Raw genomic sequence first — 12,566 nt, 5'->3', positions numbered from 1 at the left:
AGAGGCTATCTTTTTGAATCCTAGAGCACTCCCTTCGGTCGACCGCCCCGCCTTGGCGGGGCGGCGTTCCCATTCGGGAACGAACTGACCGAATCTGGTATCAGATGGGCTCGAGGCGATCAAGCTACCCTACCTTTCGGTTGCTCTCGAGCCGGCGGGCTATACTTGAGAGTAAGGAGGTTTCCTATGCCCTTGGGTTTGCCCGAAATTCTGATCATCCTGCTCATCATCCTGCTCCTTTTTGGAGCCCGTAAGTTACCCGAGTTGGCCCGTGGCCTGGGGCAATCGGCCAGGGAGTTCCGCAAAGGACTCAGCGAGGAAAGCAAGGAGGGTGAGGCCAAGCCCGAGCAGAAGCAGAGCTAGGGCGGTACGTTTTCGTCCGAGGGCCAAGTGCGAGACGCCGTTCGATCGTAGTGTTGGGTGTATTTGGCTATCGGCGACTTCCACCGAGAAGACTATTTCAACCCAAGCTTCTTGCGCAGCTCGTACACCTGGGCCGAGGTGAGTTTCTTGGCCCGCTGGGCCTTGACCTCGTCGGCGGTGAAGGCTTTGGGGTTCTTGTTGCTCCAGCTCGTGCTGATGTAGTTGAGCAGCGCAGCGATCTGGTCGTCCTTGAGCTGAGCGCCAAAAGCGGGCATGACTCCGTTGTAGCTCACGCCCTTGACGCTGATCTGCCCGGCGAGGCCGTAGAGCAGCACGTTGATGATGTATTCGCGGCCCCCCTTGGCGGCGAGGATTTCGGGTACGTGTCCGGCCAGCGGGGGGAATACTCCGGGGATGCCCGTGCCCCCCGGCTGGTGGCAGCCCTGGCATTGCTGGAAGATGGCGGCACCTTGTTGAGCCGACTGGGTGAAGGCTACCGGTACGAGCAGCAGCCCGGCCAGCAGATGAAGGTATTTGCGCATTGTGATTCCCCCTTCGGCCTTAGTGTAGTCAAGTAGCCGCGATGAAACCTGAAATGCCCTAGCGGAGCCCCAGACGGATACGCTGGGCCATGACCTGGGCGGGAGTCAGGCGGGTGGAGCGCAGAGGGGCGAAATCGGCGGCGGTAAAAGGTCGGAAGCCCTGCGGCAGCAGCTTTTCGTTGCCCCAGGCGGTGAGCACGTAGTTGAGTATGGCCGCAAGCTCTTCGTCCTTGAGTTGGCCAAAAGGGGCCATCACCCCGTCATAGCGCTGCCCCTTGATCACCAGCTCGCCCTGGAGGCCGTAGAGCACGAGCTGGGCGATGTAGGTACGTCCCTCACTGCTCTGTACGAGCGCGGGCGCGTGCTCGACCAGGGGAGGAAAAGCTCCGGGGCGTCCCTGACCCCTCTCCCCGTGACAGAAGGCGCAGTTTTGCTGGTACAGTGCGGCGCCCGACTGGGCCAGAGCGCCGCTCGCCAGCAAGGTGAGCGCTGCGAGCAGATTGCGGAACGGTTTCATCTTGTTCCCAGTATGGAACTGAAGAAAATGGGATGGATGTGATGGGGAATGCCAAGTGAAAACATGACGATGCCTCAGGACCCAAAGACGACCTGGGTTTTGCGGTTAGCGGGCTTTTACCTCAGCCCACACCGCGTTGAAGGCGTCTAGCCCCTCCCCGAGGTCGGCCAGGAACTCGAGCTTGGCCTGGATTTCAGCAGGGGGATAGATCACCGGGTTGTCCTTGGCCTCGATCATGGGCAGCGCGGCGGGTACGGGGGTGCCATAGCCGATGCCGTTGGAGACCTTGGCTGCCACTTCGGGCTCGAGCAGGTAGTTGATGAACTTGTAGGCCAGCTCGGTGCGCGGGCTCTTGCTCAGGATGGCCAGGCTATCCGTCCAGCGGGTGCCGCCTTCTTTGGGGATAACGTACCTGACTTTGGGGTTCTCCTCCATGGCCCTGAACACGTCGCCCGAGTAGGCCACCACCACCGCTGCGTTGCCGCCGAGTAACTGCTGCACCGCGTCGGTGCCCCCGGCAAAGCCCCGGCTGCGCTGCTTGGCGTCGATGAGCAGCTTCTTGACCTTTTCCAGCGCTGCGGGATCGGTGCTGTTGACCGACTCGCCCAAGTAGCGCAGGGCGGCCCCCATCTGCTCGCGCATCTCGGTGAGAAGCAGGAAAGGGCCCACGCTCCTGGCCGGGTCGAAGAGCACCGCCCAGCTATCCACCGGGCCCTTGACCAGGTCCTCGCGGTAGGCCAGGCCGGTGGTGCCCCACTGGTAGACCACCGAGTGCTTGCTCTGGGGGTCGTAGGCGGGGTCGGCGAACTCGGGGCCCAGGTTGGCGAAGTTGGGGATCTTGGACTTGTCGAGCTCGAGGATGGTCCCCTTGCGGGCCAACTGGCCGATGAGGTAGTCGGAGACGATGATCAGGTCGTACTCACTGTCGCCGCCGGCCTCGAGCTTGGAGACCATGGCTTCAGGATCGTCGTAGGTGTCGAGCACGATCTTGACCTTCTCACGCTGCTCAAAGCCCCTGATCACGTCTTCGGGCATGTAGTCCGACCAGTTGTAGATCCGCAGCTCGCTAGCCCCCTGCTTTGGGCAGGCCACGAGCAGGGGGATGAGTACGAGCAGTGCAAGCCATCTTCTCACGCATCACCTCCTACCAATGGGTTTTCAGGCTACCAGATCGACCGCTCACCGCCTACGCCAGAATAAGACCCCGAGCACCAGAGTCAAAATGGTTGCGCCCACCATCAAGGTGGAAAGGGCGTGAACCTCGGGAGTGATGCCGGTTTTGACCTTGCCATAGATGTACAGCGGTAAAGTGGTCGAGCCCGCGCCCGAGGTGAAGAAGGTCACCACGAAGTCGTCGAGGGAGAGGCTGAACGCCAGAAGCGCCCCGGCCACCACTCCCGGCCAGGTCAGGGGCAGGGTTACCTCCCAGAAGGTGCGCCAGTTGTCGGCCCCCAGGTCGCGCGCGGCCTCCTCGAGCGCCGGATCCAGCATCATCAGCCGCGCCCGCACCACCAGCGTCACGTAGGCGATCTGGAAGCTGATGTGGGCCAGGATGATCGTGAAGAGCGAGAGCCTGGGCCAGCCGATGCTGTCACGCACGGTGTCGAAGAGCAGCAGCAGCGAGATGCCCATCACCACGTCGGGCACCACCACCGGCACGTAGAGCAAGTAGCGCAGGAAGCTGCGCAGCCTGAACTCATAGCGCACGATCCCAATGGCCAACAAGGTGCCCAGGACCGTGGATACCAGCGTCGAGCTGAAGGCCACCACCAGCGTGTTGCCCAGGTACTCCCCGATGCGGCGGTTCTCCAACAGCGCCTCGTACCACTTGAAGGTGAAGCCCGTCCAGCTCACTCCGAAACGGCTGTCGTTGAAGGAGAGCACCACGATCACCGCGATGGGTAGGTACAAAAAGGCGAAGACCAGCCAGGAGTAAGTGGCAAGGAGGCGTTTCATGGGCATCTCCTGCGCACCAAACGTTGCTGGACGAGCATCCCCTCAGGGCACTGGGTGTTTAGCGTTCTCATACCAGCTCGTCTAACCCCCTCTCGCCCTGACTGCGGGCATAAAGCCACAGGCCCAGCAGCACCATGAGCATCAAGATCGTGCTGATTGCCGCGCCGAAGGCCCAGTTCTGGGCTGAGCCGAACTGCTGCTGGATGAGGTTGCCGATCAGGGTGATCTTGCCCCCGCCCAGCAAGTCGGCGATTACGAAGGTGCCCACTGCGGGGATGAAGGTCAGCAGAAAGCCCGCGAATAGCCCCGGCACGGTTTGGGGAAAGATGGCCTCCCAGAAGCCCCGCACGGGTGTGGCACCCAGGTCGTAGGCGGCCTCGAGCAGGTTCCAGTCGATGCGTTCGACGGCAGCATACAGCGGCAACACCAAAAAGGGCAGATAGGTGTAGACCGTAGCCAGGTAGACCGCCAAGGTCGAGGGGAAGAGGTCGGCGGGCGGCAGGCCAAAGGCCGTGATCAACGCGTTGACGAGGCCCTCGCGCTGCAGCAGGATGATCCAGGCATAGACCCGAATGAGGAAATTGGTGAAGAAGGGGATCACCACCAGCAGCAGCAATACCTGCTTGTAGCGGTGAGCGGCGATGTAGAAGGCCAGCGGATAGCCCAGCAGTACCGTAAACACCGTCGCCCACCAGCCGACCCACAGGCTGCGCCCCACGATCTCCCAAAACAGCGGCTCGCTGAAGAAGCGCACGTAGTTGTGCAGCCCCCAGGGCGGAGCCAGGCTGCCGGTGCTGCTGCGGCTCAGGAGCGAGGCCACAAAGACCAGCACCGAGGGAAGCAGCACGAAAACGATCAGCCAGAAGGCTCCAGGTCCCACCGTCACCAGCAGCCGCCGCGCTCTCTGCCAGGGGGTTGCGGCCTCGTTCATGCTCCATCGCCCCCGTTGCCGCCGGTTTCGCTGACCACCACCAGCTTCTCCGGGGTCATGGCCACCCACACCACCTCGTCGTAGCTAAACTCGTCGTGGCCGGGCTCGAGGATGTCCTGATTGAGGGTGCTCACCGTCAGCCGCACCCCGCTCGCCTCCAGCAGGTAGTGGTTCTCGGCCCCGGTGTAGATGATGTCGTCCACGCGGGCTTGGAAGACGTTGGGTAGGTTGGGCTTTTCGCGAAAGAGCCGGATCTTCTCGGGCCGGATCGACAGCAGCACCTCCTGTCCCGGCGTGAGGGTGTCCTCCTCGTCGAGGATGAACTCCCCCAGCGAGGTCCTGACCTTGCGCGGCTCGAGCGCCGTGGCGGGAATGAGGTTGGAGTCGCCCAGGAAGCGGGCCACGAAGGGGGTACGGGGCAACTCGTAGACGTCCTCGGCGGCCCCCACCTGCTCCACCTTTCCCCGATTCATCACCGCGATGCGGTCGGACATCACCAACGCCTCCTCCTGGTCGTGGGTGACGAAGATGAAGGTGATGCCCAGCCGCTCCTGAAGGTTCATCAGCTCCACACGCAGTTCCTGCCGCAACTTGAGGTCGAGGGCCGAGAGCGGTTCGTCCAAAAGCAACACCTCGGGTTCGTTGACCAGCGCCCTGGCCAGGGCTACCCGCTGCTTCTGCCCGCCGGAGAGTTGGTTGGGGCGGCGCTTCCCCAGGCCCTGCATGTTGACGAGCTCGAGCGCCCAGGCCACCCGCCGATCGATCTCCGCCTTGGGCATGCGCTTCATGCGCAGCCCGAAGGCGATGTTCTGCTCGACGCTCATGTGGGGAAAGAGCGCATAGTTCTGGAATACGGTGTTGACCGGGCGGCGGTAGGGTGGAACCCCTCGCATGTCCTGACCCGCGATCAGGATGCGCCCCTCGTCGGGCTCGTCGAAGCCCGCGATCATGCGTAGCAGCGTGGTTTTGCCACAACCCGAAGGCCCCAGCAAGCTGAAGAATTCCCCGTCGCGCACCTCCAGGCTCACCCCGGCTACGGCTTCGGTGTCGCCATAGCGCTTGCGCACGCCCTCGAGCCGCACCGCGATGTCTTCTCCCAGCTTGCGCTCACGCCGCCCACGAAAGAGCGTCTGTTCCACAGCCAGAAGTCTAAGGGCAGCTTCAGGGATAAGACAACAATGGCTTTTGCGGAGCTCATCGGCAGTTGATTGGCGTTGAGCCTTCGGCCCCCGGCGGCTATACTCAGTGGGTTATGGATCTACTCACCTTGCAGCACCGGCTCGATGCCCTCAGGGGGTATCTTTGACATCGCCGGCAAAGAAAGTCGTCTGAAAGAGCTCGAGCTCAAGCTGGGCGACCCCGGCCTCTGGAACAACCCTGCCGAGGCGCGGGCCATTTCCCAGGAGAGCACCCGTCTGCGCCGTGTCGTCGAGGGCTACCGGCGGCTGGAGTCCGACCTGCAGGGGCTCTTGGAGCTGTGGCCCGAGATGAGCGCCGAGGAGCGCGAGCAGATGCAGCCTGAACTCGAGGCCGCCGCCCGGGAGCTCGAGGAGCTGTACCACCAGACCCTGCTCTCTTTCCCCTACGCCGAGAACGCGGCCATCGTGACCATCAAACCCGGAGCCGGAGGCACCGAGGCCTGCGACTGGGCCGAGATGCTCTTGCGCATGTACACGCGCTTCGCCGAGCGCAAGGGTTTCAGCGTCGAGATGATCGACCTCGAGCCCGGTGCTGAGGCGGGCATCGACTACGCCCAGTTCATCGTGCGCGGTGAGAACGCCTATGGCCTGCTTTCCCCGGAGGCCGGGGTGCACCGCCTGGTGCGTCCTTCGCCCTTCAACGCCCAGGGCAAGCGCCAGACCAGTTTCGCCGCGCTCGAGGTCATGCCCGAGGTCGATGAGTCGGTCGATGTGCAGATCAATCCCGAGGACCTGCGCATCGACGTGATGCGTTCGCAGGGCAAGGGCGGGCAGGGGGTCAACACCACCGACTCTGCCGTGCGGGTGGTCCACCTTCCCACCGGCATCATCGTCAAGTGCCAGGTCACCCGTAGCCAGCAGAAGAACAAAGAGATGGCCATGAACATCCTGCGCTCCAAGCTCTTCGAGATCGAGTTCAAGAAGAAGCAGGAAGAGCTGGCCCGGCTCAGAGGCGAGTCCCGTCCCATCGAGTGGGGTAGCCAGATCCGGAGCTATGTGCTCGACAAACAGTACATCAAGGATCACCGCACCGGCGAGATGCGCCACGACCCCGACCAGGTGCTCGATGGGGACCTCGAGAGCCTGATCTGGGCGGGATTGGAGTGGAAGGCCGGGCGGCGGGAGACGGTGGCGGTCGGCGACGACGATTAATACCAGATTCGCTTAGTTCGTCACCGAAGGCCATATAGACGGCCTACTCCAGCACCGCTCCGTACTTCGCGCTGCTCACAAGCCTGGCATAGCGCGCGAACAGCCCGCTCCTGTAACGCGGCTCGGGGGCCTGCCACCTGGCCTTGCGGGCTTCCAGGACCTCGGGGGAAACCTCGAGCTCCAGCGTTCCCGCGTCGCAGTCGATGACGATGGTATCGCCTTCCTCCACGAGCGCGATGGGGCCGCCTAGGTAGGCTTCGGGGGCGACATGGCCGATCATCAGGCCCTTGGTGCCGCCGCTGAAGCGCCCATCGGTGATGAGGGCCACCTCGGGCCCCAGCCCTTCGCCCACCAGGGCGCTGGTGACGGAGAGCATCTCGGGCATCCCCGGCGCGCCCTTGGGGCCTTCGTAGCGGATGACCACCACGTCGCCGGGCCTGATCTCCTTGGCGAGCACGGCCTTCATGGCCCCCTCCTCGCCATCGAAGACCCGTGCCGGGCCGCGGAACTGCTTGCGCTCGGTGCCGGCCAGCTTGAGCACCGCGCCTTCGGGGGCTAAGGAGCCGTGCAGCACGCGCAGGCCGCCCTCTGGCTTGAAGGCGCGTTCGCGCGGGACCACCACCTGCTGACCAGGGGTCTCGGGAGCGTCCTTGGCTTCTTCCCATAGGGTCCTGCCGGTGACGGTCTTCTGGTCGCCATCGATCAAGCCGCCCTCGATCAGGCGGCGGATGATGAGGGGGATGCCTCCGGCCTCCCACAGTTCCCAGGCGGTGTAAGTGCCCCAGGGGCGCATGTCGGCGATGACCGGGGTTTTGCGCGAGATACGGTCGAAGTCGTCGAGCTCGAGCTTGATCCCCGCTTCTTTGGCGATGGCCAAGAGGTGCAGCACGGCATTGGTGGAGCCGCCGGTGGCGGCCACGGCGGCGATGGCGTTGAGGAAGGACTGGCGGGTGAGGAAGTCGGTGGGCTTCCAGTCGTTGCGGATGGCCTCGGCCAGCACCTGCATGGCCCGCCTTCCGGCGGTTTTCTTCTCGGGCGCGATGGCGGGGATGGAGTTGTAGCCGACGGGGGAGAGGCCCAAGACCTCGAGCACCATGCTCATGGTGTTGGCGGTGTACTGGCCGCCGCAGGCACCGGGGCCGGGGATGGCGGTGCGCTCGACCTCGGCGAGCTGTTCCTCGCCGATCTTGCCGGCGGCGTACTGCCCCACGGCCTCGAACACCGAGACCACCGTGAGCTTCTTGCCCCCCAGCTGGCCCGGTGCGATGGATCCGCCGTAGAGCACCACCCCCGGCACGCCCGAGCGGATGACGCCCATGGCCCCCCCGGGGTTGGTCTTGTCGCAGGCCACCAGCGCCACCATGCCGTCGTAGAGGTAGCCCTGGGCGATGAGCTCGACCGAGTCGGCGATCACCTCGCGGCTGACGAGGCTTGCCCGCATCCCCGGCGTGCCCATGCTGATGCCGTCGGAGATGGCTGGGGCGCCGAATTCGAAGGGGTGCATTCCCGCCTCCTTGGCTCCGATTTTGAGGTCGGCGGCCAGGTCGCGCAGGTGGAAGTTGCAGGGCATGCCCTCGGTCCAGGTGTTGACGATGCCCACCCAGGGAATCTGGAAGTCGTCGTCCGTCACGCCCACTGCTCGCAGCATCGAGCGGGCCGGGGCCTGTTGGGGTCCTTGTTTGATCCGGTCTGAACGCATAGTACCTCCGGTGTGCTCAACGCCCAACGCAGGGGATCTTTGGGCCTTCGGCGTTAGGCATCATTGTGGCTACCTTGTCGTAGAAACGCTGGGTTTAGCACGCGGCTTAGATGCTCTCCGAGGTGGCGATTCTGCCGTGGTACTTGCGGGGGTTGCCCTCGAGGATGCGCACCAAAGCCTTAGCCGACTGCTCGGCGGTGATCACCTGGCCCTGCTCGAGGTAGCTCTTGAACAGAGGCCGCACCACGCGCGCGCCGCCGCCTTCAGCCTCGATGAGTTGTCGGGTGTAGTCCGTCTCCACGATGCCCGGCCGGTAGATGAAGCAGATGACGTCGGGGGCTTCGACGGCTAGCTGGCGGGCCAGGTGCTCCTCGGCGGCTTTGGCGATGGCGTAGATGCCCATGCCGGGGACGTTGTGCTCCGCCGCGCCCGAACCCAGGAAGACCGCCACGCTGCCTTCCTGGCGCAGCAGGTGGGGGTAGGCGTGACGGGCGAGCTGGTAGCCGCCCTTGACGTTGGACTCGAGGATCTCGTCGTACTGGGCTTCCACGAGTTCATAGACCAGTGGCCCAGCGTTGAGGATTCCGGCGTTGTGGACGAAACCCTTAAAGTGGCCTAGCTCGAGCGCCGCTTGCACCATCTGCCGCGCCGCCGCGTCGCTGGCTGCGCTTCCGGCCACCGCGACCACCTGCACGCCCAGCTCGCGCACCCGGTCGCGCACGAACTCCAGCGCCACCTGGTTGCGAGCACCCAGGATCAGATTGGCCCCGGCTTTGGCCATCGCGAGCGCCAGAGCCTCGCCAATGCCCCGGCTGGCCCCCGTGATGATGAAGGTCTTACCGTGCAGGTTCATTCGCAGCCACCCCTCATCCAAGACTACCCTCAAACGGCGGTGCGGTGCAGGGAGGCCACCACTTGTGCGGTGAATTCCTGGGTGCTGGCCCGGCCGCCGAGGTCGGGGGTGGGGTTGGTGGCCAGGGCGCGGCTGACGGCCTCCTCGAGCTCACGGGCGATGTCGGGCCGGCCCAGGGCGTGGGTGAGCAGCATGGCTGCCGAGAGGATGGCGGCGGTGGGGTTGGCGATTCCCCTGCCGGCGATGTCCGGTGCCGAGCCGTGCACGGGCTCGAACAGCGGGGTCTTCTCGCCCAAGCTGGCCGAGGGCAACAGCCCCAGGCTCCCCGGCAACACCGAGGCCAAGTCGGAGAGGATATCCCCGAAGAGGTTGCCCGTCACCACTACGTCGAAGCGCCCCGGCTTGGTGACGAGGTGCATGGCCATGGCGTCCACGTACTGGTGCTCGAGCGCGACGTCGGGGTAGTCTTTGTGAACCTCCTCTACCACCTTGCGCCAGAACTCGCCAACCTCGAGCACGTTGGCTTTGTCCACGCTGCACACCCGTCCGCGTCGCTTGCGGGCGGCTTCGAAGGCGACGCGGGCGATGCGAACGACCTCGGGCCTCGAGTAGCGCTCGGTGTTCCAGCCTTCTTCCTCGTTCATCCCGCGAGGAGTCCCGAAGTAGATCCCGCCGGTGAGCTCGCGGATCACCAGCACGTCCACACCCCTGGCGATCTCGGGCTTGAGCGGGGAGAGGGCTTCCAGGCCGGGCAGCACCCTAGCCGGGCGCAGATTGGCGAAGAGGCCGTGGGCCTTGCGGATGGCTAGCAGGCCGGTCTCGGGGCGGATGTCGCGGGCCACGTTGTCCCACTTCGGCCCACCGATGGCCCCCAGCAGGATGGCGTCGGCTTCGAGGCATCCCCTTTGGGTCACCTCGGGAAAGGGTTCGCCGTAGGCGTCGATGGCGCCTCCGCCAAAGGGGAAGGCTTCGAACTCGAGCCCGAGCCCGTAGGCTTCATCGGCGGCTTTGAGCACGTCTACGGCGGCATAGGTCACTTCGGGGCCGATGCCGTCACCAGGAAGTAGGGCGATTTTGGGCATGGTTTCCTTTCTGCCAAGCGTTGTACATCATTACGCCTGGCATCCTGCGTACGCCGCAGGACGCGTCAGCTCTTCAGAGCCTTGGGCAGCTTGCGGTCGAACTCTTCCAGCAAGCTGCCGGCTTCCAGAAGGTCGGCGATGGGGTCCCAGCGGCCCGAGACCAGGGCCTTTTGCGCGGATTCGGGCAGCTTTACCGGGAAGGAGTGGTCAGCGTAGCGCACCTCGAGCCGCTCTACGTCGACCGTGACCTCGAGGGCCGGGTTCTGCTCCACCGCCGCCGCCAGGCGCTCGATGTCGGCTTTGTCCGCGCTCACGCAGGGCATAGAGAGCGCGGTGGCGTTGCCGAAGAAGATCTCCGCGAAGCTCTCCCCGATGAGGGCCCTAAAGCCGGCGCGGTAGATGGCCTGGGGGGAGTGCTCGCGGGAGGAGCCGCAGCCGAAATTGGCTCCCACCAGCATGATGGAAGCCCCTTTGAAGCGGGGGTCGTTGAGCGGGTGGGGCTTGTGTGAGCCGTCGGGGCCGTAGCGCTCGTCATAGAAAAGCGCCTCGCCCAGCCCGTCGAAGGTCACCACCTTCAGGTAGCGAGCCGGGGTGATGCGGTCGGTGTCGATGTCATTGCCGGGGACGTGCACGGCACGTCCGGTGACTTGCCGGATTTTCTCCAGGGCCATTGATGTACTCCTTCCGTCGCACGCTGATCGCTCGAATGCCGTGAGCCGCCTTGTGCCTATGCTCCTACCAGCTCTCCCACGCCGAACACCTCGCGTGCGTCGCTGATCTCTCCCGTCACCGCTGCCGCAGCCACCATCACCGGGCTCATCAGCACCGTGCGGCCCGTAGCCGAGCCCTGCCGTCCCTTGAAGTTGCGGTTGGAACTCGAGGCGCACAGCTCATCGCCCACCAGCTTATCCGGGTTCATCGCCAAGCACATCGAACAGCCCGCTCCTCGCCACTCGAAGCCGGCCTCGCGGAAGATCTCAGCGATGCCCTCCTCCTCGCATTGCTTGGCCACTACCTGCGAGCCCGGCACCGCGATGGCCCGCACGCCGGGGGCTACCTTGCGCCCTTTGAGGTACTTCGCCACCTCGCGGAAGTCGGAGATGCGCCCGTTGGTGCAGCTTCCCAGGAAGGCCACGTTGACCTTCACACCCTTGATGGGCTGGCCGGGCCGGAGCTTCATGTGCTTGAGGGCCTCTTCCAGCCCGGATCGCTCGGACTCGGGGTAGTCTGCGGGGTCGGGCACGCGGTCGGTAATGGCGCAGCCTTGGCCGGGGTTGATGCCCCAGGTCACGGTAGGGGCTATGTCTTCGGCTTTGATGTTCACCACGTCGTCGTAGTGGGCGTCGGGATCGGAGGCCAGGGCTTTCCAGCGCTCGATTGCCGCCTCCCATTCGGCTCCCTTGGGCGCATAGGGACGGCCTTTGAGGTAGTCGAAGGTGGTCTGATCGGGGTTGACGTAGCCGCAACGCGCCCCGCCTTCGATGCTCATGTTGCACACGGTCATGCGCTCTTCCATGCTGAAGTTGTCAAATACGCTGCCGCCGTACTCGTAGGCGTAGCCGAGGCCGCCGTTGACGCCCAGTACCTTGATGATGTGCAAGATCACATCCTTGGCGTAGACCCCGGGCCGCAGCCGCCCATCGACGTTGATGCGCCGCACCTTGAGCTTGCCCATGGCCAGGGTTTGCGTCGCCAAGACGTCCCTCACCTGGGTGGTGCCGATGCCAAAGGCGATGGCCCCGAAGGCTCCGTGGGTCGAGGTGTGGGAATCCCCGCAGGCGATGGTCATGCCCGGCTGGGTGATGCCCTGTTCGGGGCCGATCACGTGGACGATGCCCTGCAGGCCGCTGCTCACGTCGAAAAAGGTGATGCCGTGTTCGCGCACGTTCTCCCGCAGCTTCCGGATCATCTCATCGGCCTGGGGATCGGCAAAGGGCTCGAGCAGACTGTGCGTCGGCACGATGTGGTCCACGGTGGCGAAGGTGCGCTCGGGGAAGCGCACCTTGAGCCCCAGGTCCTTGAGCATGCCGAAGGCCTGGGGCGAGGTGACCTCGTGGATGAGGTGGGTGTCGATGAAAAGCTGGGTCTGGCCGCTCGGCAGCGTCCTGATGGCGTGGGCTTCCCAGACCTTTTCGTACAGACTTTTTCCCATTTCCGCTAACCTCCCGCGCCATGACACAGCGCAAAAAACTCCCGAGGAAGTCCCCGGAAGCCGCAGCGCTGGATCGCACCTAAGCCCACGGGGCGGGTGGGTTTAGGCTTAGGAATTCAA

At 64.6% G+C, this 12,566-nt stretch carries 13 protein-coding genes; 2 read left to right on the top strand and 11 right to left on the bottom strand.

Annotation, left to right across the window (positions count from 1 at the left end):
• Positions 1-186 precede the first annotated feature (186 nt).
• On the top strand, positions 187-363 hold the full coding sequence (locus B047_RS0109045; RefSeq protein ID WP_018466640.1) for a Sec-independent protein translocase subunit TatA/TatB: 177 nt from the start codon (positions 187-189) through the stop codon (positions 361-363).
• 92 nt (positions 364-455) lie between these two features.
• Here B047_RS0109045 and B047_RS0109040 read toward each other — a convergent pair whose 3' ends face one another.
• The 6 genes from B047_RS0109040 to B047_RS0109015 form a co-directional block, all read right to left on the bottom strand.
• A complete protein-coding gene (locus tag B047_RS0109040; RefSeq protein WP_018466639.1) occupies positions 456-905 on the bottom strand; it encodes a c-type cytochrome in 450 nt (149 codons plus the stop codon).
• 58 nt (positions 906-963) lie between these two features.
• Positions 964-1,422, bottom strand: a complete 459-nt coding sequence (locus tag B047_RS0109035) for a c-type cytochrome (protein ID WP_018466638.1) — start codon at positions 1,420-1,422, stop codon at positions 964-966.
• A 105-nt stretch (positions 1,423-1,527) separates the two neighbouring features.
• A complete protein-coding gene (locus B047_RS0109030; RefSeq protein WP_026234757.1) occupies positions 1,528-2,556 on the bottom strand; it encodes a polyamine ABC transporter substrate-binding protein in 1,029 nt (342 codons plus the stop codon).
• A gap of 45 nt (positions 2,557-2,601) precedes the next feature.
• Positions 2,602-3,378: an ABC transporter permease gene (locus B047_RS0109025; protein ID WP_026234756.1), complete on the bottom strand. Its 777-nt coding sequence runs from the start codon at positions 3,376-3,378 to the stop codon at positions 2,602-2,604.
• 67 nt (positions 3,379-3,445) lie between these two features.
• Positions 3,446-4,309 (bottom strand): ABC transporter permease, encoded by an 864-nt coding sequence (locus B047_RS0109020; RefSeq protein ID WP_018466635.1) that lies wholly within the window; start codon positions 4,307-4,309, stop codon positions 3,446-3,448.
• Positions 4,306-5,448: an ABC transporter ATP-binding protein gene (locus B047_RS0109015; protein ID WP_018466634.1), complete on the bottom strand. Its 1,143-nt coding sequence runs from the start codon at positions 5,446-5,448 to the stop codon at positions 4,306-4,308. Before B047_RS0109015 ends, B047_RS0109020 begins: the two co-directional genes overlap by 4 nt.
• Positions 5,449-5,561: 113 nt before the next feature.
• Between B047_RS0109015 and prfB the strand changes: the two genes are divergently transcribed.
• Positions 5,562-6,660 (top strand): peptide chain release factor 2 gene (gene prfB / locus B047_RS0109010; protein WP_157205860.1). Its coding sequence is split into 2 segments (ribosomal slippage): positions 5,562-5,612 and positions 5,614-6,660, totalling 1,098 coding nucleotides; the frame shifts between segments, so codons are not numbered across the junction.
• A gap of 43 nt (positions 6,661-6,703) precedes the next feature.
• Here prfB and ilvD read toward each other — a convergent pair.
• From ilvD to leuC, 5 genes are all read right to left on the bottom strand, one after another.
• Entirely contained in the window at positions 6,704-8,359 is a 1,656-nt protein-coding gene (ilvD, locus tag B047_RS0109005) for a dihydroxy-acid dehydratase (protein WP_026234754.1), read from the bottom strand.
• 106 nt (positions 8,360-8,465) lie between these two features.
• Entirely contained in the window at positions 8,466-9,212 is a 747-nt protein-coding gene (locus tag B047_RS0109000; protein WP_018466632.1) for an SDR family NAD(P)-dependent oxidoreductase, read from the bottom strand.
• A 29-nt stretch (positions 9,213-9,241) separates the two neighbouring features.
• On the bottom strand, positions 9,242-10,294 hold the full coding sequence (leuB, locus tag B047_RS0108995) for a 3-isopropylmalate dehydrogenase (RefSeq protein WP_018466631.1): 1,053 nt from the start codon (positions 10,292-10,294) through the stop codon (positions 9,242-9,244).
• Between the two features lie 65 nt (positions 10,295-10,359).
• Entirely contained in the window at positions 10,360-10,965 is a 606-nt protein-coding gene (leuD, locus tag B047_RS0108990) for a 3-isopropylmalate dehydratase small subunit (RefSeq protein WP_018466630.1), read from the bottom strand.
• Positions 10,966-11,021: 56 nt separating this feature from the next.
• Positions 11,022-12,446, bottom strand: coding sequence for a 3-isopropylmalate dehydratase large subunit (gene leuC, locus B047_RS0108985; protein WP_018466629.1), 1,425 nt, complete (start codon positions 12,444-12,446; stop codon positions 11,022-11,024).
• Positions 12,447-12,566 lie beyond the last annotated feature (120 nt).

Origin of the sequence: Calidithermus timidus DSM 17022 (genome assembly GCF_000373205.1) — a bacterium.
GTDB lineage: Bacteria > Deinococcota > Deinococci > Deinococcales > Thermaceae > Calidithermus > Calidithermus timidus.
This window is presented reverse-complemented; position numbering and strand designations above follow the sequence as displayed.

Bases quoted from the DNA above. Each gene is read 5' to 3' on its own strand.
- B047_RS0109045 (WP_018466640.1), top strand. From the start codon at position 187: ATGCCCTTGGGTTTGCCCGAAATTCTGATCATCCTGCTCATCATCCTG.
- B047_RS0109040 (WP_018466639.1), bottom strand. From the start codon at position 905: ATGCGCAAATACCTTCATCTGCTGGCCGGGCTGCTGCTCGTACCGGTA.
- B047_RS0109035 (WP_018466638.1), bottom strand. From the start codon at position 1,422: ATGAAACCGTTCCGCAATCTGCTCGCAGCGCTCACCTTGCTGGCGAGC.
- B047_RS0109025 (WP_026234756.1), bottom strand. From the start codon at position 3,378: ATGAAACGCCTCCTTGCCACTTACTCCTGGCTGGTCTTCGCCTTTTTG.
- B047_RS0109020 (WP_018466635.1), bottom strand. From the start codon at position 4,309: ATGAACGAGGCCGCAACCCCCTGGCAGAGAGCGCGGCGGCTGCTGGTG.
- ilvD (WP_026234754.1), bottom strand. From the start codon at position 8,359: ATGCGTTCAGACCGGATCAAACAAGGACCCCAACAGGCCCCGGCCCGC.
- B047_RS0109000 (WP_018466632.1), bottom strand. From the start codon at position 9,212: ATGAACCTGCACGGTAAGACCTTCATCATCACGGGGGCCAGCCGGGGC.
- leuB (WP_018466631.1), bottom strand. From the start codon at position 10,294: ATGCCCAAAATCGCCCTACTTCCTGGTGACGGCATCGGCCCCGAAGTG.
- leuD (WP_018466630.1), bottom strand. From the start codon at position 10,965: ATGGCCCTGGAGAAAATCCGGCAAGTCACCGGACGTGCCGTGCACGTC.
- leuC (WP_018466629.1), bottom strand. From the start codon at position 12,446: ATGGGAAAAAGTCTGTACGAAAAGGTCTGGGAAGCCCACGCCATCAGG.